General features: G+C 59.2%; 14 protein-coding genes and 2 tRNA genes. 9 read left to right on the forward strand and 7 right to left on the reverse strand.

Translation table 11 applies throughout. The features are described from left to right. Positions 1 to 36: 36 nt before the first annotated feature. The 6 genes from ACR0MS_RS11155 to ACR0MS_RS11180 form a co-directional block, all read right to left on the reverse strand. Complete coding sequence (locus ACR0MS_RS11155) at positions 37 to 903, reverse strand: GNAT family N-acetyltransferase (RefSeq protein ID WP_480572146.1); 867 nt, start codon at positions 901 to 903, stop codon at positions 37 to 39. Between the two features lie 84 nt (positions 904 to 987). Next, positions 988 to 1062 (reverse strand) — tRNA-Gly (locus tag ACR0MS_RS11160). Positions 1063 to 1099: 37 nt separating this feature from the next. Beyond that, positions 1100 to 1174, reverse strand: a tRNA-Gly gene (locus ACR0MS_RS11165). 333 nt (positions 1175 to 1507) lie between these two features. Further along, positions 1508 to 1894, reverse strand: a complete 387-nt coding sequence (locus ACR0MS_RS11170; protein ID WP_480572142.1) for an MAPEG family protein — start codon at positions 1892 to 1894, stop codon at positions 1508 to 1510. Positions 1895 to 1971: 77 nt separating this feature from the next. After that, positions 1972 to 5409, reverse strand: a complete 3438-nt coding sequence (locus ACR0MS_RS11175) for a pyruvate carboxylase (RefSeq protein ID WP_480572138.1) — start codon at positions 5407 to 5409, stop codon at positions 1972 to 1974. Positions 5410 to 5555: 146 nt separating this feature from the next. Beyond that, positions 5556 to 6692: an alpha-hydroxy acid oxidase gene (locus ACR0MS_RS11180; RefSeq protein WP_480572135.1), complete on the reverse strand. Its 1137-nt coding sequence runs from the start codon at positions 6690 to 6692 to the stop codon at positions 5556 to 5558. 276 nt (positions 6693 to 6968) lie between these two features. Here ACR0MS_RS11180 and ACR0MS_RS11185 point away from each other — a divergent pair, with 276 nt between their 5' ends. Next, entirely contained in the window at positions 6969 to 9362 is a 2394-nt protein-coding gene (locus ACR0MS_RS11185; RefSeq protein ID WP_480572132.1) for an ATP-dependent helicase, read from the forward strand. 525 nt (positions 9363 to 9887) lie between these two features. Here the strand turns inward: ACR0MS_RS11185 and ACR0MS_RS11190 are convergent. Next, on the reverse strand, positions 9888 to 10112 hold the full coding sequence (locus ACR0MS_RS11190; protein WP_480572129.1) for a DUF1127 domain-containing protein: 225 nt from the start codon (positions 10110 to 10112) through the stop codon (positions 9888 to 9890). 909 nt (positions 10113 to 11021) lie between these two features. Between ACR0MS_RS11190 and mraZ the strand changes: the two genes are divergently transcribed. The 8 genes from mraZ (at position 11022) to murD (ending at position 20224) form a co-directional block, all read left to right on the forward strand. Further along, the gene (gene mraZ, locus ACR0MS_RS11195; protein WP_480572126.1) at positions 11022 to 11525 is read left to right on the forward strand and encodes a division/cell wall cluster transcriptional repressor MraZ; all 504 of its coding nucleotides are present in this window, start codon (positions 11022 to 11024) and stop codon (positions 11523 to 11525) included. 4 nt (positions 11526 to 11529) lie between these two features. After that, positions 11530 to 12522, forward strand: coding sequence for a 16S rRNA (cytosine(1402)-N(4))-methyltransferase RsmH (rsmH, locus tag ACR0MS_RS11200; protein WP_480572695.1), 993 nt, complete (start codon positions 11530 to 11532; stop codon positions 12520 to 12522). Then, positions 12519 to 12887, forward strand: coding sequence for a cell division protein FtsL (gene ftsL / locus ACR0MS_RS11205; RefSeq protein ID WP_480572122.1), 369 nt, complete (start codon positions 12519 to 12521; stop codon positions 12885 to 12887). Before rsmH ends, ftsL begins: the two co-directional genes overlap by 4 nt. Next, complete coding sequence (locus ACR0MS_RS11210) at positions 12884 to 14671, forward strand: peptidoglycan D,D-transpeptidase FtsI family protein (RefSeq protein WP_480572119.1); 1788 nt, start codon at positions 12884 to 12886, stop codon at positions 14669 to 14671. Before ftsL ends, ACR0MS_RS11210 begins: the two co-directional genes overlap by 4 nt. A gap of 22 nt (positions 14672 to 14693) precedes the next feature. Further along, entirely contained in the window at positions 14694 to 16175 is a 1482-nt protein-coding gene (locus tag ACR0MS_RS11215; protein ID WP_480572116.1) for a UDP-N-acetylmuramoyl-L-alanyl-D-glutamate--2,6-diaminopimelate ligase, read from the forward strand. Further along, positions 16172 to 17566 (forward strand): UDP-N-acetylmuramoyl-tripeptide--D-alanyl-D-alanine ligase, encoded by a 1395-nt coding sequence (locus tag ACR0MS_RS11220; protein ID WP_480572113.1) that lies wholly within the window; start codon positions 16172 to 16174, stop codon positions 17564 to 17566. Before ACR0MS_RS11215 ends, ACR0MS_RS11220 begins: the two co-directional genes overlap by 4 nt. A 24-nt stretch (positions 17567 to 17590) precedes the next feature. Beyond that, positions 17591 to 18673 carry a phospho-N-acetylmuramoyl-pentapeptide-transferase gene (gene mraY, locus ACR0MS_RS11225; RefSeq protein WP_480572110.1) on the forward strand — a complete coding sequence of 361 codons (1083 nt, stop codon included), beginning with the start codon at positions 17591 to 17593 and terminating at the stop codon, positions 18671 to 18673. Positions 18674 to 18823: 150 nt separating this feature from the next. After that, positions 18824 to 20224, forward strand: coding sequence for a UDP-N-acetylmuramoyl-L-alanine--D-glutamate ligase (gene murD, locus ACR0MS_RS11230; RefSeq protein ID WP_480572107.1), 1401 nt, complete (start codon positions 18824 to 18826; stop codon positions 20222 to 20224). Positions 20225 to 20234 lie beyond the last annotated feature (10 nt).

Raw genomic sequence — 20234 nt, forward strand, 5'->3', positions numbered from 1 at the left:
AGGTTGGACGTCGAAGTGGGGTCCCGAAACCTGGCGTTAGCCAAGCTCGAACGTGGTCACTCCGAAGATTCGGTTGAGGTCGATTTCCGGTTCGTGGTCGGAATACATCCGGGCGGTTTCGAAGACTTTCGTCAACCCCAATTGTCCAGCCATGGCAAACGCGGCATTGTTGGGCTGTGGCATGTCGACAAAGACGTCCTGACCATGATGATCTTCGGGCACGGCGGCCAGCAAGCTGGCCAGAAGTGCTCGGGCAATTCCCACCTCATCGGCAAAAAGCGGACCAACCTTGTAACCGGTTTGGCAGGGGCGCAGCGTGGCATAGCCTTTTATCTGCCCGTTCTCGGAATAAACGCGCGATATGTGATCCGATGCGCCCAGCCAGCTTTGCAGGAAAGCGTCGCGCGGTGCCGGGAATAATTTGCGATCGTAAGCACGCAGCGCGCTTGTGGCAGTGTCCAGCGCAGCAACGCCGTTACCCAGAACTTGGCCAAGTTCCGGTAGGATTTCGCCAATGACGCCCCCAAAACGATAGTTGTTATAGGCAAAGGCAAAGCCCGACTTCCGGTAGTTGTCTTGCTGCTCGACCACGCCGTCCAGCCCCATGTTGCGCCCCTCGCAATGAGCCAGAGCATGCTGCGCAATTTCTAGCCCGTGACCATGGTGACGAAACTCGGGGCGCACGATGTAAAAGCCAAGGAAGGAAAACGCGTCGTCGTAGTTCACCGCTGAGACCGAGGCGATCATGTCCCCATCAAGGAACCCGCCCAAGAATCCCTCTGGGTCGGTGGAGCGGAAGCATTCTGCATCGCGCAGGCCCGGATTCCATCCTTCGCTGCCTGCCCAATCGACGGCATAGTGCAACTCTTCGGCCGAAAGGGGCCGGATAGAATAATCTGACATCGTTAAAATCCTGCAATCGTTAATGCCAATACAATGGCGCAACATTCCGCAGGAAACCAGAAAAGTTTGGGAAACAATCGTATCTGGAGCGGGCGAGGCGATTCGAACGCCCGACCCTAACCTTGGCAAGGTTATGCTCTACCCCTGAGCTACGCCCGCATCAGATACATATATGTCGGTCCTAAAGACCTCTCAATGGAGCGGGCGAGGCGATTCGAACGCCCGACCCTAACCTTGGCAAGGTTATGCTCTACCCCTGAGCTACGCCCGCGCCGTTGAGTGAGGAGGGATGTATAAATTCCCAAGCGGGGCTGCAAGCGGAAAAACGCATCTCTTGGAAAATTTCTTTTTTCGGCGACGGAACTCTGCGGTGAATGCGTTGAAGGTTCAGAGAGTTGCAAAAAACGACAGAGGTGACAGGTGAAACCCAAAGAAAGATACAAAATCACGGCATTGGCCATATTGATGACTCTTGCCGCAATCCTTTCGCATATTCCTGCAGAGCCAAGCGTCGAACCCGCGCAGGTCTGGAGGTCAGCCCACACGATCGTGTCCAAGCCTCTGACAGGCTGAACGCCTTTCGGCGTTGCAGCCCGAGAACGATTCAAAGCGCAAGAACAAGGTTGGCGACTGCAGCAACCAGCAGAACGGCGAAGGTCAGAATCATACCCATCTGGCGCAGAAGGACGATCTGCGGCGTTTTGCCGAACCCATAGGCGTGCAACAACCTTCCCACCAAAAGACCCAGCCCCAGAATATTTACCAAGTCAGCTCCTGCGCCCTGAAGTTCGACCATCGCAATCAGCAACAACGCGAATGGCGCGTATTCGGCAAAGTTGGAATGCGTGCGCATCGCCTTGAGCATGCTGGAGTCACCGGAATCACCGTAGGAAATCTTCTGTTTCCGGCGCGTATTGATGACCCATCCGCTGAGAAAGACATAAACGATTGCCAGCAGTGCGGCGTAGATCGGCGTAATGGAAAGCATCATGGTTCCCCTCCCTCATTAACGAAAAAGGCCGCCCGGTTGTCCGAGCGGCCCGTCACTTGATTCTGTAACTAGAGCGTTCACTCCAATTCGACCAGAAGGTCCTTTGCGTCAATCTGGCCGCCGGGCTGGACGTGAGTGGCCTTGACCACTGCGTCGCGTTCCGCATGGATGCCAGTTTCCATTTTCATGGCTTCGATGGTCAGCAGCAGATCGCCTTCCTTGACTTCTTGGCCTGCGGAAACGGCGACTGTGGCGACAACCCCCGGCATCGGTGCGCCGATATGGTTGGGATTGCCGGCCTCGGCCTTGGGCCGTGCCTGCGTTGAAGACGTTACCAGACGGTTCGGCACCCGGATCACACGGGGCTGGCCGTTGAGTTCGAAGAAGACTTTGACCTCGCCGTTCTCATCAGTCTCACCGATGGCCTGACAGCGGATTTCCAGCGTCTTGCCGGGGTCGATCTCGGCCGTGATCTCTTCACCCGGGTCCATGCCGTAGAAGAAAGTGCGCGTGGGCAGGGTGCGGACCGGGCCATAGGTGCGGTGGCGCCCCATATAATCGAGGAAGACTTTGGGATACATCAGGTATCCGTTCAGATCCTCGTCATCGACGTCCTTGCCTTCCAGCAGTTGCGACAGCTCGGCACGGGTCGCTTCCAGATCGACGGCAGGCACGTCCTTGCCGGGGCGGTCCGTGTTGGGGGCCTCGTCCTTCAGTACCTTCTTGATGATCGTATCGGGGAACCCGCCCGGAGGCTGCCCCAGATTGCCGCGCATCATATCGACGACCGAGTCGGGGAAGGCCACATCCGTATCCGCGCTTTCCACGTCATCGCGAGTCAAACCCTGACTGACCATCATCAACGCCATGTCGCCGACCACCTTGGACGAGGGCGTCACCTTCACGATATCGCCAAACATCTGGTTCACGTCCGCATACATCTGCGCAACCTCGTGCCAGCGTTCCTCCAGCCCCAAGCTGCGCGCCTGCGCCTTGAGGTTGGTGAACTGACCGCCGGGCATCTCGTGCAGATAGACCTCGGAGGCCGGGGCCTGAAGGCTGGATTCAAACGCCGCGTATTGGCCGCGCACCGCCTCAAAGTAATCGCTGATCTCGCGGATGGTCTTGATGTCCAGCCCGGTGTCGCGATCGGTATGGCGGAGCGCCTCGACCACGGTGCCCAGCGTCGCCTGCGAGGTATTGCCGCTAAAGCTGTCCATCGCGCAGTCCACCGCGTCAACGCCCGCCTCGGACGCCGCCAGAATGGTGGCGCTGGCAATGCCAGCGGTATCATGGGTGTGGAAGTGGATCGGCAACCCGACCTCTTCTTTCAGCGCGCGGATCAGAATCCGGGCCGAGGCCGGTTTCAGCAGACCCGCCATGTCTTTCAGACCCAGCACATGTGCGCCTGCGTCGCGCAGCTCTTTCGCCATGCCGACATAGTATTTCAGGTCGTATTTGGCGCGATCCGGGTCCAGAATGTCGCCGGTATAACAAACGGTGCCTTCACAGATTTTGCCATTCTCGACGACCGCATCCATGGCAACCCGCATATTCTCGACCCAGTTCAGCGAGTCGAACACGCGGAACACGTCGATGTTTTGCGACGCCTGACGCACAAATTCCTGCACCACGTTGTCGGGGTAGTTGGTATAGCCAACGCCATTGGCCCCGCGCAGTAGCATCTGGGTCATCAGGTTCGGCATCGCTTCGCGCAAGTCGCGCAGACGCTGCCACGGGCATTCCTGCAGGAAGCGATAGGCCACATCAAACGTCGCACCCCCCCAGCACTCAACGCTGAACAGTTCCGGCAGGTTGGCGGCATAGGTCGGTGCCACCTTGATCATGTCGATCGACCGCATCCGCGTGGCCAGCAGCGACTGATGCCCGTCGCGCATGGTGGTGTCGGTGATCAGCAACTGCCGCTGCGCCTTCATCCAGTCGGCCACGGCCTGCGGGCCTTTTTGTTCCAGCAGGTTGCGGGTGCCCATCTTGGGTTCGCCCTTCAACGCGGGGGGCTTGGCCTCTTTCAGGTCGGCGCGGGGTTCGGGGCGGTCCTTGGTTTCAGGGTGCCCGTTCACGGTGATATCCGCGATATAGGTCAGAACCTTGGTGCCCCGGTCGCGGCGACGTTTAAAGGTGAACAGGTCCGGCGTGGTGTCGATGAACTTGGTGGTGTATTCATTCGACAGGAAGGTCGGGTGCTTCAGCAGGTTGATAACAAAGTCGATATTGGTGCTGACACCGCGAATACGGAACTCACGCAGGGCGCGGTCCATCCTCGCAATCGCGGCCTGCGGCGTCGGTGCCCAAGCGGTGACCTTGGTCAGCAGAGAATCGTAGTACCGCGTGATCACCCCGCCCGCATAGGCCGTGCCGCCGTCCAGACGGATGCCCATCCCGGTGGCCGAGCGATAGGCGGTGATGCGGCCGTAATCGGGGATGAAGTTGTTCTGCGGGTCCTCAGTGGTGATCCGGGTCTGCAATGCGTGGCCGTTCAGATGCACATCCGACTGGCTGGCGGCACCGGTTGCTTCGGCCAGGGTTTTCCCCTCAGCGATCAGGATCTGCGCCTGCACGATGTCGATGCCGGTGACCTCTTCGGTGACGGTGTGTTCGACCTGCACGCGGGGGTTCACTTCGATGAAGTAGAACTTGCCGGTCTCCATATCCATCAGGAATTCGACCGTGCCCGCGCATTCGTAATTCACATGGGCGCAGATTTTGCGGCCCAGCTCGCAGATTTCCGCGCGCTGTTCATCCGACAGGTACGGGGCAGGGGCGCGCTCCACGACCTTCTGGTTGCGGCGCTGGACCGAGCAGTCGCGTTCGTACAGATGATAAATCTCACCGTGTTTGTCGCCCAGAATCTGCACCTCGACATGGCGGGCGCGGGTGATCATCTTTTCCAGATAGCCCTCGCCATTGCCAAAGGCGGCTTCAGCCTCGCGGCGGCCTTCCAGAACCTTTTCTTCCAGCTCGTCCTCGGATTCGATGGGGCGCATCCCGCGTCCGCCGCCACCCCACGACGCTTTCAGCATCAGCGGATAGCCGATTTCGGCAGCCTCGGCCCGGATCGCGTCCATGTCATCGCCCAACACCTCGGTCGCGGGGATTACGGGTACGCCGGCCTCAATCGCGACGCGCCGCGCGCTGGCCTTGTCGCCAAGGGCGCGCATGGTCTCGGCCTTGGGGCCGATGAAGGTGATGCCGTTCTGAACACAGGCATCCACGAAGTCGGGGTTTTCCGACAAAAGGCCATAGCCGGGATGGATCGCGTCAGCGCCACATTCCTTGGCGACGCGGATGATCTCATCAATGCTGAGATATGCCGCAACCGGGCCCATCCCTTCGCCAATGCGATATGCCTCATCCGCCTTGAAACGGTGCAAGCCCAGCTTGTCCTCTTCGGCGAAGACAGCGACGGTGCGTTTGCCCATCTCGTTGGCTGCGCGCATCACGCGAATGGCAATCTCGCCGCGATTGGCGATCAGGATCTTGGTAAAGTCGGTCATGTCAGGTCCCGGTCCTACTTGTTTGGCCGTGTTGATAGGCGGACAATACGCGCACGTATATCAGTCGTTCTGGGTAGAACCGGCATGTTAACGCTCGCAAACGCCTTCTGTTAGCGCTATCTTACTACACGCGCTGCGTTGCGGCATCAATCCAGTGTTAGGAACGGTGGTATTTGTTCCAGCGATGCGGCCCCTAACTGCCCCATATTCGACTGCAGGTCCTGCCGTAAAATGTCGATCACATGCGCTGGTCCGTTTTGGTCCAATGCGGCCAGACCGTACATGAAACCACGGCCCAGCATGACAAAATCAGCCCCAAGCGCCAGCGCCCGCAATATGTCCAGCCCGCTTTCGATCCCGCTGTCGAAGATCAGGGGCAGGTCGGTTGCCGCCCGGATCGCTGGCAGGGCCTCGATGCTGGACGGGGCGCCGTCGAACTGACGCCCCCCGTGATTCGAAATCCAGATCGCGTCAACGCCAGCCTTCTTTAGGGGGTCTGCGTCCTCGGCCCGCATCACACCCTTGACGATCAGGTCGCCGTCCCACGCGTCGCGCAACCAATGCACATATTCCATATCCGGAGAGGTTCGGAGCAGATACCCGACATGCGCTGTCGGGGGCAGGTTGCTGGAGTTGTCGGTGTACTTGTCCAACGTCCGCATCCTTGGCGGACCACTGCGTGCCATGGCTATTGCCCATGCCGGACGCTGCGCAATCTGCATCAGCAGGCGCGGTGTCAGCTTTGGCGGGTTGGTCAGGCCGGACCGCGTCTGACGTTCGCGCCGGGACGCAACCGGAACATCGGCGGTCATCACCAAGGTTGTGAAGCCGGCCTGTTTCACACGATCCAGCAGGTCGCGGCGAATGTTGGGGTCTTTGGGCGGGTAAAGCTGGAACCACGCATTCTGCCCGAGATGAGGGGCCACATCCTCGGGGCTTTGCGTGGCGACGTTCGACAGGGTAAAGGGCAGGCCAGCCGTTGCCGCCGCACGTGCCAGAAGCCCCTCGGCGTCAGGCCAGATCAACCCCGCCATGCCGATCGGCGCGACCCCAAACGGCAAAGGATAGGTTTGACCCAAAAACTGGCGCTGCGTGTCAAACTCCAACGGGCCATGCAGGATCGACGGCAAAAATCCTAAGCGATCCAGCGAGGCCCGGTTGCGCTGCAAAGTTGCCTCGGACCCGGTTCCGCTATCCAGATATTCCCACACGAAATGCGGAATCCTGCGTTTGGCGCGGCGTTTCAGGTCGGCAATTCCGGGATAGCTGCTGTGTAGGTCCATACGGATTGATCAGACCTAGGGCGCGATTCGGCAAGGAAATTAACCTTTTGGCGCATCTGGGTCGGCGCATGTTCCCCGAGCAGCCCATTCCGATTTCTGTCTGGCACCGGTAAATCAGGTCGCAAACACTGCGCGCGAGCGTTGGAGGAGGGACATCTTTCTAACGGACGGTTACACCGAACCGGTAGAATTTCTGCGAAATCAACACCGAAAGCCTTGTGAACAAGGCGTGAACAAACTCTTTCCCTCGCGGCCTATCCAGCGTAGTTTGGCGATATGAGCAGTTTCGACGAAATGGACGCCTTTGAAGGCGCATCACTGTCCGCGCGCGCCATGGCCGCGCGACCTACGCCTTATCTGGACGAATTGAATCCAGCCCAGCGTGAAGCTGTCGAGCGACTGGATGGTCCCGTGCTGATGCTGGCCGGTGCCGGGACGGGCAAAACCAAGGCGCTGACGGCGCGGATTGCACATCTGCTCAGTACCGGACGCGCGCGCCCGAACGAGATTTTGTCGGTCACTTTCACCAACAAAGCCGCGCGCGAGATGAAAGAGCGTGTGGGCCGCTTGCTTGGACAACCCGCCGAGGGGATGCCGTGGCTGGGGACGTTTCACTCGATCTGCGTCAAGCTGCTGCGCCGTCACGCCGAGCTGGTCGATCTGAAATCGAATTTCACCATTCTGGATACGGATGATCAGCTCCGGCTGCTCAAGCAATTGATCCAAGCGGCCAATATTGATGACAAACGCTGGCCCGCACGGATGCTGGCGGGGATTATCGACGACTGGAAGAACCGCGCTCTGACACCCGATAGAGTGCCCGCTGCGGATGCGGGGGCGTATAACAACAAAGGCATTGTGTTGTACGCCCAGTACCAAACCCGTCTGCGCGAGCTGAACGCGGTCGATTTCGGTGACCTGCTGTTGCACATGGTCACGATTTTTCAGACCCACGTGGATGTCCTGGAGCAATATCAACGCTGGTTCCGGTACATTCTGGTGGATGAGTATCAGGACACCAACGTCGCCCAATACCTGTGGCTGCGGTTGCTGGCCGGGGCGCATAAGAACATCTGCTGCGTGGGCGATGATGACCAGTCGATCTATGGCTGGCGCGGGGCAGAGGTGGGCAATATCCTGCGGTTCGAAAAGGATTTCCCCGGCGCGTTCGTGGTGCGACTAGAGCAGAATTACCGCTCGACCCCGCATATTCTGGCCGCTGCGTCGAATGTGATCCGCGGCAATGAAAACCGTCTGGGCAAAGAACTGTGGACGGATGCCGAGGACGGCCACAAGGTCAATCTGATCGGCCACTGGGATGGCGAGGAAGAGGCCCGCTGGATCGGCGAAGAAATCGACGCGCTGCAAGGGGGCACGCGCGGGATTCGTCCGATGAATCTGGATGAGATCGCCATCCTCGTCCGTGCCTCACACCAGATGCGCGCGTTTGAGGATCGGTTTCTGACCATCGGCCTGCCGTATAAGGTGATCGGTGGCCCTCGGTTTTATGAGCGGATGGAGATCCGCGATGCCATGGCCTATTTCCGGCTTGTGGTCAGCCCCGGCGACGATCTAGCGTTCGAACGGATTGTGAATACGCCGAAACGTGGATTGGGCGACAAGGCGCAGCAGACAATTCAGATGACGGCGCGCGACCATGGTGTGTCGCTGGTCGACGGGGCGCGGATTGCGGTTGAAAGCGGGCTGATTAAGGGCAAAGGCGGCAAGGCGCTGCGCGAGTTGATCGACGGGCTGGCACGCTGGAACGCGATGACGCGCGGGCCGCGGATCGAGGTCGAGGATGACTCGGTCATCGACGACGGTGCGCCGCTGCGGTTTGGCGAGCCCGAAGTCTCGCATATCGAGCTGGCGCAGATCATTCTGGATGAATCCGGCTATACCGCCCATTGGCAGAATGAAAAGACGCCCGAGGCGCCGGGGCGCTTGGAGAACCTCAAGGAATTGGTGAACCAACTGGACAATTTCGAGAACCTGCAGGGGTTCTTGGAGCATGTCAGTCTGGTCATGGACAATGAACAGGATGGCGACGGGGCCAAGGTCTCGATCATGACGCTGCACGCGGCTAAGGGGTTGGAGTTTCCCGCCGTGTTCCTGCCGGGGTGGGAGGACGGGTTGTTCCCCTCACAACGGTCGATGGACGAATCCGGGATTAAGGGGCTCGAGGAAGAACGGCGGCTGGCCTATGTGGGGATTACCCGCGCTGAAGAAGTTTGTACGATTTCATTTGCCGCCAACCGGCGGGTGTTTGGGCAGTGGCAGAACTCTATGCCCTCGCGTTTCATTGACGAATTGCCCGAAGATCACGTGGAGGTTCTGACGCCTCCGGGTCTTTATGGTGGCGGTCAGGTGACGGCCAGTATCGAAAACCGCGCAGCCGAAGCAAATGTCTATAATTCTCCGGGCTGGAAAAGGATGCAGGCGCGGCAGGGGCAATACGGGACGTCTCAGCCCCGCGAAAGCCGGAACACTGTGATTGATGCGACTGCATTGGCGAGTTTCACATTGGGTGAACGGGTGTTTCACCAAAAGTTCGGCTATGGCGCGGTTATTGGGATCGAAGGCGACAAGGTCGAAGTCGATTTTGACAAGGCAGGGATTAAGAAAGTGGTGTCCCGGTTCTTGTCCGCCAAGGATGACGTTCCATTCTGAGTTTTTTTGCGAGGCTCTGCCTCGCGCTCCGAAGTATTTTTGAACAGAAGAAGCAGGGGGCGTTCGTGCCCTCTTTTTTGTTTGGGCAAAGAAAAACGGCGGTTTCCAGGGAGGAGGAGAGGAAACCGCCGTTCTTTGCAACATCAGGACAGGGAGGAGGAGAGTCCCGATGTATCCGAACCCGGGTTTGATCCCGGTATGTGTAAGTCGCGACGACACCAGGGAGGAGGAGAGGTGTCGTCGCGCTCTTTCAACATCAGGGCAGGGAGGAGGAGAGCCCCGATGTATCTGTCTCCGGGTCTGATCCCGGTATCTGTAAGACGCGGCGACGTCAGGGAGGAGGAGAGACGTCGCCGCGCGCTTTCAACACCGAGAAAGGGAGGAGGAGTACCCGGTGTATCAGTTTCCGGCAGGTTGGGCCGGTATTTGGTGCAGCGACATCAGGGAGGAGGAGAGATGCCGCTGCTGTAATACAGGTCCTAAAGGGAGGAGGAAGGACCTGATCTCGGTTATGTCGTGCCGCGTTTAGCGCGCGGCGAAGTCTTCCGCGGCCTGCAGTGCCAGCCGGCGGATCATTGAACGGTGCAGGCCCAGATCGGCCAGTTCACGGTTCGAAAGTTCAGACAGCTCATTTACGGTCTGACGATAGACGCGGTAACGCGCGTACCGGGTTTTTGCAGCTTCGATCAGCGAAGCCAGGCCGGTTGCCGGTGCGTTCTTCAGCGCAGTATGATGTGTTGCTACGGCCATGTGTGTAACCCGGTTTGTATGTTGTCGCCGGAGCGTTCCAGCGTTTGCTTGATTACGAAAATAGGCGAATGCTGCGCCTGCACAATAGCCAACGTCGTCATTGCTGCTATGCAGCAAGTGCATGGATATCAACAAGTTGTAAACCTGACGGTGAAAGCGCCTTTAAAATATGGCTTTTCGCCAATCGCACATGAAGGGGCGAGTCTCAGAGTGATTTCAGAGGGCATGGGTCCGCCCCTTCTTTAGGCGGTATATTCTGAAATTTGTGCAAATTGTAAGTCCCATTTTGAGTTTTGGGGCTCGGGCAGGGCGTTTTTACCTCTACGGGAATTCATGGGCTGTGCATGGGTTCATGTCCGAATTCAGGCGAGGGGGCCGTGTGGAGTGGCATGATTCGACTGATTTTGCGTGGTGTTGCGGTTTCGTTGGGCTTGGAATCACATAAAGTGAAAATTTTTTGGGAAATCGTGGGATAGGCTGGGCTGCTTCAAATTTATCTATATGTGGTATATAGTGTTTCTTTGCATCCCATTTATGGTGCCATAAGCGATCTTTTCATTTGAATGCGCCTTGATTAGGATAGGGATTCTGCCCTAACTGGGTAAAATTTCCTGTTGATTTCCATGAATTCCCATGTCATCCCTTATTCATCCGATGAGGACGAGGCACATGGGGCGCCAAACGACCCCGAACCAAAAAATACAGGTTTCATACAGGCATCTCGCTTTCATCACTCAAGAGATCCGGCGCGCGGGCGAGCAGACATCCCCCCAGGTGGCGCGCGCAGCTGGACATCCCGCAAGGCGGGTCAATGCGGCGGGTTGATCAGTGGCAGCAGATCAACCCGCCGTTTTTCATCCGGGGGGAACGTGAATTTTAGGTGGGGCGCAAGCGAAAGGGACAGTCGTCTTGGCGCGCAGGTTTAGAGGTGAAAGCCACCATAAGGTGGACACGAAGGGCAGGGTCTCGATCCCGGCCTCTTTTCGCCGTGTGCTTGAATCCTGTGACCCCAACTGGCAGCCCGGCGATAATCCAGAGCTTGTGATTGTCTACGGCGACCACCGTCGGAAATTTCTTGAATGCTATACGATGCGGGCAATCGACGAGGTTGATGACAAGATCGACGCATTGCCGCGCGGCTCGATGCAGCGGAAGCTGCTGCAGCGCATGTTTCATGGTCAGTCTTTCCCGACCACGGTGGATGAGACCGGTCGTCTGGTATTGCCGGCCAAGCTGCGAACCAAGATCGGACTTGAGAGTGAGGCATTCTTTATTGCCGCCGGGGATACTTTCCAGATTTGGAAGCCCGAGACATATGAATCGGAAGAGTTGGCTTCGGCCGAAGAATGGTTGGACGAACAACCGGGGGATTTTGATCCTCTGGAGTTCCTAGATGGCACCGGGGATGCGTAACGGCATGGCCGGCGCTGAAACCCCCACCGAGAAACCTCACATCCCTGTCCTTCTGCGCCCGTTGCTTGCGGCCGTGGCGCCCGTGTCTGGTGTCTGGTTGGATGGAACCTTTGGCGCGGGAGGGTACACGCGCGGCTTGCTGGAGGCCGGGGCCGATAAGGTTATCGGCGTGGACCGGGATCCGCTGGCCTTTGAGATGGCCGCTGATTGGGTGGGCGAGTACGGCGATCGGCTGGTGATGCAGCAGGGCGTGTTCTCTCGGATGGACGAATACGCGCAGGATCTGGATGGGGTGGTGCTGGACCTTGGGGTCTCGTCTATGCAGTTGGATCAGGCGGAGCGTGGTTTTTCTTTCATGAAAGACGGTCCGTTGGACATGCGGATGAGTCAGGACGGTGAGAGTGCCGCCGATCTGGTCAATTCGGCAAGCGAGGCGCAGCTGGCCGACATCCTTTTCCATTTTGGCGAGGAACGCGCCAGCCGCCGGATTGCAAAGGCCATCGTGAAGGCCAGGGCCGAAGCGCCGATCTCTACAACGCTGCGTCTGGCAGAGATCATAGAATCCTGCCTTCCGCGCGCCAAACCGGGTCAATCGCATCCGGCGACGCGCAGCTTTCAGGGTTTGCGGATCGCGGTGAACGCGGAATATGAAGAGCTGTTCCAAGGCCTTATGGCTGCTGAACGCGCTTTGAAACCGGGCGGGCAACTGGCCGTAGTGACGTTCCATTCTATCGAGGACCGCATGGTCAAACGGTTCTTTCAGTCCCGTGCTGGCAAGACCGGGCGCGCAAATCGTTATGCGCCCGAGGTGGAGCAGGAGCAGCCGCAGTTTACGCTCAAGACTCGCAAGGCTGTCGGGCCGGATGAGCAGGAATTACAGGAAAATCCGCGCGCGCGCTCGGCCAAGCTGCGTGTTGCTGTGCGGACCGAGGCACCGGCGGGGGAAATTGATGCCCGCGCCATTGGGATGCCGCAACTTGGGGGAAGGGCAAAATGAAAAGTGTTTTGTATGTGTTGACTGCCTTGGCCGTATTCGGACTGGCGCTTTGGGCCTATCAGGAGAATTACCGCACCCAGCAGGTTGCGAAAGAAACTCAGAAGCTACAGCGCGAGATTGGTGTGGCTCAGGTGCGACTGGCGGTATTGAACGCGGAATGGGCGTATCTTAACCGCCCGGATCGCCTGCGCGAACTGGCTGATCTGAATTTTGAGCGTCTGGGATTGCTTCCCCTGCGTGCCGAGCAGTTCGGGCGCGCGGACCAGATCGCCTATGCAGAAGACCCTGACCTGCCGATCGTGGACCCGTTCGAGCTGCAGGCGCTGACCAACATTCAGGCTTTGGGTGAGGTGCAGATCCCATGACGCGCACGCCCCTCCGACCTCTGGCCCGTATCCTTGACGCACGCGCGCGCGGGGAAAACCCCAAGGCCATCGAGCGCGAAAATATCAGGAAACGCCACGAAGATATGAAGGACCACGCCCGCGCCCGTGCGGAAGGGCGGCTTTTGGTGCTTGGCCTGTTCTTTTTCTGTGCTTTCGCAGTGGTTGGGTTTCGCATGGGGATGCTGGCGACATCCGAGGCGCAAGAGCCGCTGGCCAGCGCCCCCGGCGCGGCTATCGCTATGCAGCGGGCCAATATCGTCGACCGTGAGGGGCGTATTCTGGCAACCAATCTGGATACTTATTCGGTCTATGCCCAACCGCCCCTGATGATCGACCCCGTGGCTGCTGCTGATCAGTTGGTCGCGATCTTTCCGGATCTGGAAAAAGAACGTCTGGTCAAGGATTTCACCGGCGACCGCAAGTTCCTGTGGATCAAGAAGCGTATCTCGCCGGAACAGAAACAAGCCGTTCACGACATTGGTGATCCCGGCATCCTGTTCGGCCCGCGCGAAATGCGGCTCTATCCCAACGGCAAGCTGGCCGCGCATATTCTTGGCGGATCGGGCTTTGGGCGCGAAGGCGTCAGTGCTGCCGAGGTGATTGGCGTTGCCGGGGTTGAGAAACAGTTCGATGACTATCTGCGCAACCCTGCCAATGGGAACAAGCCGCTGCAACTGTCGTTGGACCTGACCATTCAGGCTGCGGTCGAACAGGTTCTGTATGGCGGCATGAATATCATGAACGCCAAGGGTGCCTCGGCTGTTTTGATGAACGCGCATACGGGCGAAGTGATATCGGCGGCGTCGTTGCCGTCATTTGACCCTAATGACCGTCCGCGCCCGCCGACCTCGGGGTTTGACCCCTCTGACAGCCCCTTGTTCAACCGCTATGTGCAGGGTGTTTACGAGCTTGGATCGGTCTTCAAGATCTTCACGGCTGCGCAGGCGGTGCAACTGGGGCTGGTGAACTCTGAGACGATCATCGACACCTCTGGGCCGATGAAAATCGGGCGTTTCCCGATTGGTGAGTTCAATGGCAAGAACTACGGTAAAATCAGCGTTGCGGATGTGATTGTCCACAGCTCGAACCGGGGCACCGGACGGCTGGCCCTGCAAATCGGGGCGCAGCGTCAACAGGAATTCTTGCGCGCGCTTGGTATGTTCGAACCCACACCGTTTGAGATTGTCGAAGCCGCGGGTGGCGAGCCCCTCAAGCCCAAGAAGTGGGGTGAGTTGAGCACCGTTACCATTTCCTATGGCCACGGGTTGTCGACCAGCCCTATGCATCTGGCCGCCGGTTATGCGGCGATCGCAAACGGCGGGCACTATGTCAGCCCGACGATTTTGCGAAGGAATGGCCCTCAGTATGGTCCCCGCGTGCTGTCACATGGTGCCGCGCTTCAGGCGCAGAAGATGTTGCGCAAGGTGGTTACGGACGGGACGGCCAGTTTCGGGGACGTGGCGGGGTATGATGTTGCGGGTAAAACCGGCACAGCCGACAAGCCGAAGCCACGTGGCGGCTATTACGACGACAAGGTCATCGCGACCTTTGCGACGATCTTTCCGGCCTATGACCCCAAATACGTTCTGATTGTCACGCTGGACGAACCGTCCATCGTTGCCTACGGCGAAAAACGCCGCACGGCAGGCTGGACAGCGGTGCCCGTGGCCGCCGAATTGATCGGTCGCGTTGCGCCTTTGCTGGGGTTGCGTCCCCGGCTTGAGCCTGAGGCGCGCGCTGCTATAACGCTGACCTCAAATTAGACTGTCCGGCAAGAGGTGGGCGATGGGCACAAGGACAAAGAAACTCAGCCAACTGGCCCTGACCGCCCGAGGTGGCGCAAACCCGGAAATTACCGGGCTGGCCGTCGATAGCCGAGAGGTCAAGGACGGCTACTTGTTCGCAGCCCTTCCCGGAACGCGGGTTCACGGGGGCGAGTTTATTCAGTTCGCCCTGCGGATGGGCGCGGCGGCCATCCTGACGGATGCCGAGGGTGCTGCGATTGCGGCGGATGAATTGTCGCGCTCGGATGCTGCGCTGGTCGTCGTTGAAGACCCTCGTCAGGCATTGGCGGGCTGTGCGGCGCTTTGGTTTGGCGCCCAGCCGCAGACCATCGTTGCCGTGACCGGGACAAACGGCAAGACATCGGTTGCAACCTTTGTGCGTCAGATCTGGATGGAGATGGGCCACGCCGCAGTCAATCTTGGCACAACCGGGGTTGAAGGAGCGTGGACCGCGCCACTGGCCCATACAACGCCAGAGCCAATCACCCTGCACCGGTGTCTGGCGGAAGCGGCCGAGAACGGCGTGACCCACGCCGCGATGGAGGCGTCCTCGCACGGTTTGGAACAGCGGCGCTTGGACGGGGTGAACCTGACTGCGGCGGGCTTTTCAAATTTCACGCAGGACCATCTGGACTACCACGAAACATTCGAGGCTTATTTTGCGGCCAAAGCTGGTTTGTTTGATCGCGTGCTGCCCCAGGATGGAACGGTCGTCATCAACATGAGCGACCCCAAAGGCCAACGGGTCCGGAAAATCGCCGAAGACCGGGGGCAGGATGTGCTGACCGTAGGGTTGGGGGATTCAGACCTGTGTCTGATGAACCAGCGGTTCGACGCCACGGGTCAGGACCTGCGCTTTTCATGGAAAGGAAAGGTCTTTCAAACGCGCCTGAACCTGATCGGAGGGTTTCAGGCCGAAAATGTCCTATTGGCCTGCGGGCTAGTGATCGCAGGGGGGGAAGACCCCGAGCGTGTCTTTGAAACCTTACCGCACCTGACAACCGTGCGTGGACGCATGCAACTGGCCGCAACGCGAGAGAATGGGGCGGCGGTTTTCGTGGACTACGCCCACACGCCGGATGCGGTTGCGACCGCGCTCAAGGCGATGCGTCCGCATGTCATGGGTCGGCTGATTGCAATCGTAGGCGCGGGTGGCGATCGGGATGCGGGGAAGCGCCCTCTGATGGGCAAGGCCGCGGCGAATAACGCCGATGTCGTATTCGTAACAGATGACAACCCGCGCAGCGAAGACCCCGCAGTGATCCGCGAGGCCGTGATGCAAGGGGCGCCGGGTGCAACCGAAGTCGGAGACAGGGCTGAGGCCATTCTGCGCGGTGTCGATGCCTTGCAACCCGGCGACGCGCTGCTGATTGCAGGCAAGGGGCATGAGACCGGACAGATCGTCGGCGATCAGGTTCTGCCATTTGATGATGTGGAACAGGCCAGTATAAGCGTCGCCGCACTTGATGGGAGGGTCGCATGACCTTGTGGACCGCATCCGAGGCCGCCCAAGCAACCGGTGGGCGCGCGACAACGGATTGGACAGCAAACGGCGTGTCCATTGATACGCGTACCCTGCAGCCCGGCGATCTTTTTGTAGCGTTGAAGGCCGCGCGAGATGGGCATGAGTTCGTCGCGCAGGCGTTGGAAAAAGGGGCGGGGGCCGCTTTGGTGTCCCGTGTTCCCGACGGTGTATCTGAAGATGCGCCCTTGCTGATCGTGGACGACGTTCAGACAGGGTTGGAGGCGCTGGGGCAGGCCGCGCGCGCGCGCACGAATGCGCGGGTGATGGGTGTCACGGGCAGCGTCGGCAAGACCTCGACCAAGGAAATGCTGTCTACCATCCTGGAAACGCAGGGAAAAACTCATGCCAGCGTAGCCAGCTACAACAATCACTGGGGCGTTCCCCTGACATTGGCCCGTATGCCACGCGACACCGAGTTCGCGGTGATCGAGATTGGCATGAACCACCCCGGAGAGATCGCGCCTCTGGCGCGGCAGGCCCGCCCCCACGTGGCATTGGTAACCACTGTCGCCGCTGTCCACCTTGAGGCGTTCGAGTCCGTTGCCGGGATCGCCCATGAAAAGGCCGCGATTTTCGAAGGTCTGACCGAAGGTGGCGCGGCGATCGTCAACGCGGATGTGGAGCACACAGAAATTCTGCGCGAGTGTGCCGCGGAAAACGGGGCGGGCGTCGTAGAGTTCGGGCGATCCGCTGTGGACTATGTGCTGAAAGATGTCACGCAAGCCTCGGATTCGATACATGCCGTGGCGATGGTCGGCGATACCCAATTCACGTTTGATGTACAGTCCGCCGGAACTCATTTTGCGATGAACGCACTGGGGGCATTGGCCGCTTGTGTCGAGATGGGCGTAGCACTGGACGAGGCGATTGCTGGATTGGCCCGGTGGTCTCCGGTCAAGGGACGCGGGGTGCGAGAACAGATTGCTCTGGCGTCTGGCGGTCAGGTCGAATTGCTGGACGACAGCTATAATGCCAATCCAACCTCGATGGAGGCCGCGTTGGACGTGCTGGCCGCATCGCAGGGTAACCGCAAGATCGCATTTTTAGGCGATATGAAAGAGTTGGGTGCTCAGGAAACCGAAATGCATGCCAATATGGTCCGGGTGGAGGCCATGCAGCGGGTTGATCGTGTTCACTGTATCGGTCCGCTGATGAAGGCGCTTCACGACGCTTTGCCGGACGAAAAACGCGGTCTCTGGTTTCAAACCAGCGCTGAAATGGCTGCGCATTTGCCAGAGCTGATCCAAGACGGTGACACGGTATTGGCCAAAGGCTCATTGAGCATGGCTTTGGCGCAGATTGTTGACGGTTTGCGGAAAATGGGGCAAGGGAGCGCGCTTGACCCATGATCGCCGCACGAGAAAGGTTTTAATATGCTTTATTGGTTGACCGGCCTGTCGGACGGGGGGGATTTCTTCAACCTCTTTCGGTACATCACGTTCCGTGCAGGTGGGGCCTTCATGACTGCGTTGATCTTTGGGTTTCTGTTTGGAAAACCGCTGATCAACGTATTGCGCAGAAAACAAGGCAAGGGTCAGCCAATCCGGGATGACGGTCCCGAGGGGCATTTCTCAAAGGCGGGAACGCCAACCATGGGCGGTCTGCTGATCGTGGGCGCGCTTGTGACGTCGACTTTGGTCTGGGCGCGGTGGGACAACCCCTATGTCTGGATGGTGTTGTTTGTCACTTTGGCTTACGCGGCAATCGGATTCGCAGATGACTATGCCAAGGTGTCCAAACAGAACACCAAGGGTGTTTCGGGCAAGATGAGGCTTGCTCTGGGGGTCATTATTGCGGTTCTGGCGTCTCTGTGGGCGACTTTGCACCATCCGGAGGCTTTGCAGAACCAGCTTGCCGTGCCGGTCTTCAAGGACACGCTGGTCAATCTGGGGATATTCTACATTCCGTTCGCGATTGTCGTGATCGTGGGCGCGGCGAATGCCGTGAACCTGACTGATGGGCTGGACGGGCTTGCGATCATGCCTGCCATGATCGCGGCATCGACGCTGGGGATCATCGCCTATGCGGTGGGCCGGGTCGACTTCACCGAATATCTGGACGTGCATTATGTGCCGGGAACGGGTGAAATCTTTATCTTTACCTCGGCGCTTTTCGGCGCGGGGCTAGGGTTTCTTTGGTATAACGCGCCGCCTGCCGCTGTGTTCATGGGCGATACCGGTTCATTGGCCTTGGGGGGCGCGCTGGGGGCTATCGCAGTTGCCACCAAGCACGAGTTGGTGCTGGCCGTTGTCGGCGGTCTGTTCGTCGTTGAAGCCCTGAGCGTGATCATTCAGGTCTTGTACTTCAAACGCACCGGGCGCCGCGTGTTCCTGATGGCACCGATCCACCATCACTATGAGAAAAAGGGGTGGGCAGAGCCGACGATCGTGATCCGGTTCTGGATCATTTCCCTGATCCTCGCGATGATTGGTCTGGCGACACTGAAGGTCCGGTAGCCCTCCCGCCAGGTTCGGCGGACCTTTGGTCCACCTGCCACCTGTTGGGCCCGGCTCGCGCTGGCGCGCGAGCCTGTCTATGCCCTTGCCAATGACGGGGTCTTCTGCGCAGGGTGACGCCCAAACCAAAGTCAAAAAAGGGTGGGCAGCATGATCCCGGTCAAAGGGTTTTCAGGCCATAAAGTTGCGGTTCTGGGGCTTGGCCGGTCAGGGCTGGCCGCCGCACGCGCACTAAGGGCTGGTGGCGCAGAGCCGGTCTGTTGGGATGACAACCCCGCCGCGCGCGAGAAGGCGGAAGGCGAAGGTTTCGCCTGTGCCGATCTTCTGCGCCATGGTGCGTTTGACGACATCGCCTCGCTGATCGTTTCGCCGGGTATTCCGCATCTTTATCCCGACCCGAACCCTGTAGTGGCCGCCGCATTGGACGCGGGTGTGCCGGTAGACAATGACATCGGGTTGTTCTTCCGGTCTTTCGCGGGGGCGGAATGGAACAACTACGATATGCCTCCGCGCGTGATTGCGGTGACGGGGTCGAACGGTAAATCGACCACGGCCGCTTTGATCCACCATATCCTGACCGAAGCGGGGCGAGAGGCTCAGTTGGCGGGGAATATCGGGCGGGGCGTTCTGGATATTGAGCCGGGTGGGGATGGCTCTGTCGTGGTGCTGGAACTGAGCAGCTATCAGACAGAACTTGCCCGCGCATTGACGCCGGATGTCGCAGTTTTCACCAATCTTTCGCCGGATCATCTGGATCGCCACGGTGGAATGGGCGGGTATTTTGCGGCCAAACGACGGTTGTTTGCCGAAGGCGGACCGGACCGAGCTGTGATCGGCATCGACGAGAAAGAGGGGGCGTTTCTGGCCGGTCAGCTTGCCGAGGGGCCCTCTGACGACCGGGTGATCCGCGTATCGGTCGCGCGTAAACTGACTGGACCCGGTTGGCAGGTCTTTGCGCGCAAGGGGTTTCTGTCCGAATACCGCAAAGGCCGGCAGGCCGGGTCAATTGACATGCGCGGGATCAAGGGACTGCCCGGTTCGCATAACCACCAAAACGCTTGCGCAGCCTACGCAGCCTGTCGCGCGCTGGGATTGGCTCCCCGCGTGATCGAGGACGCCCTGCACAGCTATCCGGGTTTGCCGCACCGCAGCCAAATCATCGCCGAAGCAGATGGCGTCACCTATGTGAACGACTCCAAAGCCACCAACGTAGACAGCGCTTTGAAGGCGCTGAACGCGTTCAGCAAAATCCGCTGGATTTGCGGTGGGCTCGAGAAAGAGGGCGGATTATCGGCGTTGAACGCAGCTTCGGACCGGGTCATCAAAGCCTATGTGATTGGCCGCGAGGCTGCCGGATTTGCCATGCAGCTTGACGCGGAAACGCTGGTCTGCACGACAATGGCCGAGGCCGTGGCGCAGGCCATGTCGGATGCCCAGCCGGGTGAAACCGTTCTGTTGGCACCAGCGGCGGCCAGTTTTGACCAATACGACAGTTTTGAGCGACGCGGAGAAGACTTCGAGGCGCAGGTTCGGCAGAGACTGTCCCAATAGACATTTGCAA

It is taken from the genome of Ruegeria sp. CJ2, assembly GCF_056536745.1.

Excerpts from the sequence above, each read along its gene's own strand:
- ACR0MS_RS11155 (WP_480572146.1), bottom strand. The coding sequence starts at position 903 with ATGTCAGATTATTCTATCCGGCCCCTTTCGGCCGAAGAGTTGCACTAT.
- ACR0MS_RS11170 (WP_480572142.1), bottom strand. The coding sequence starts at position 1,894 with ATGATGCTTTCCATTACGCCGATCTACGCCGCACTGCTGGCAATCGTT.
- ACR0MS_RS11175 (WP_480572138.1), bottom strand. The coding sequence starts at position 5,409 with ATGACCGACTTTACCAAGATCCTGATCGCCAATCGCGGCGAGATTGCC.
- ACR0MS_RS11180 (WP_480572135.1), bottom strand. The coding sequence starts at position 6,692 with ATGGACCTACACAGCAGCTATCCCGGAATTGCCGACCTGAAACGCCGC.
- ACR0MS_RS11185 (WP_480572132.1), top strand. The coding sequence starts at position 6,969 with ATGAGCAGTTTCGACGAAATGGACGCCTTTGAAGGCGCATCACTGTCC.
- ACR0MS_RS11190 (WP_480572129.1), bottom strand. The coding sequence starts at position 10,112 with ATGGCCGTAGCAACACATCATACTGCGCTGAAGAACGCACCGGCAACC.
- rsmH (WP_480572695.1), top strand. The coding sequence starts at position 11,530 with ATGGCCGGCGCTGAAACCCCCACCGAGAAACCTCACATCCCTGTCCTT.
- ftsL (WP_480572122.1), top strand. The coding sequence starts at position 12,519 with ATGAAAAGTGTTTTGTATGTGTTGACTGCCTTGGCCGTATTCGGACTG.
- ACR0MS_RS11210 (WP_480572119.1), top strand. The coding sequence starts at position 12,884 with ATGACGCGCACGCCCCTCCGACCTCTGGCCCGTATCCTTGACGCACGC.
- ACR0MS_RS11215 (WP_480572116.1), top strand. The coding sequence starts at position 14,694 with ATGGGCACAAGGACAAAGAAACTCAGCCAACTGGCCCTGACCGCCCGA.
- ACR0MS_RS11220 (WP_480572113.1), top strand. The coding sequence starts at position 16,172 with ATGACCTTGTGGACCGCATCCGAGGCCGCCCAAGCAACCGGTGGGCGC.
- mraY (WP_480572110.1), top strand. The coding sequence starts at position 17,591 with ATGCTTTATTGGTTGACCGGCCTGTCGGACGGGGGGGATTTCTTCAAC.
- murD (WP_480572107.1), top strand. The coding sequence starts at position 18,824 with ATGATCCCGGTCAAAGGGTTTTCAGGCCATAAAGTTGCGGTTCTGGGG.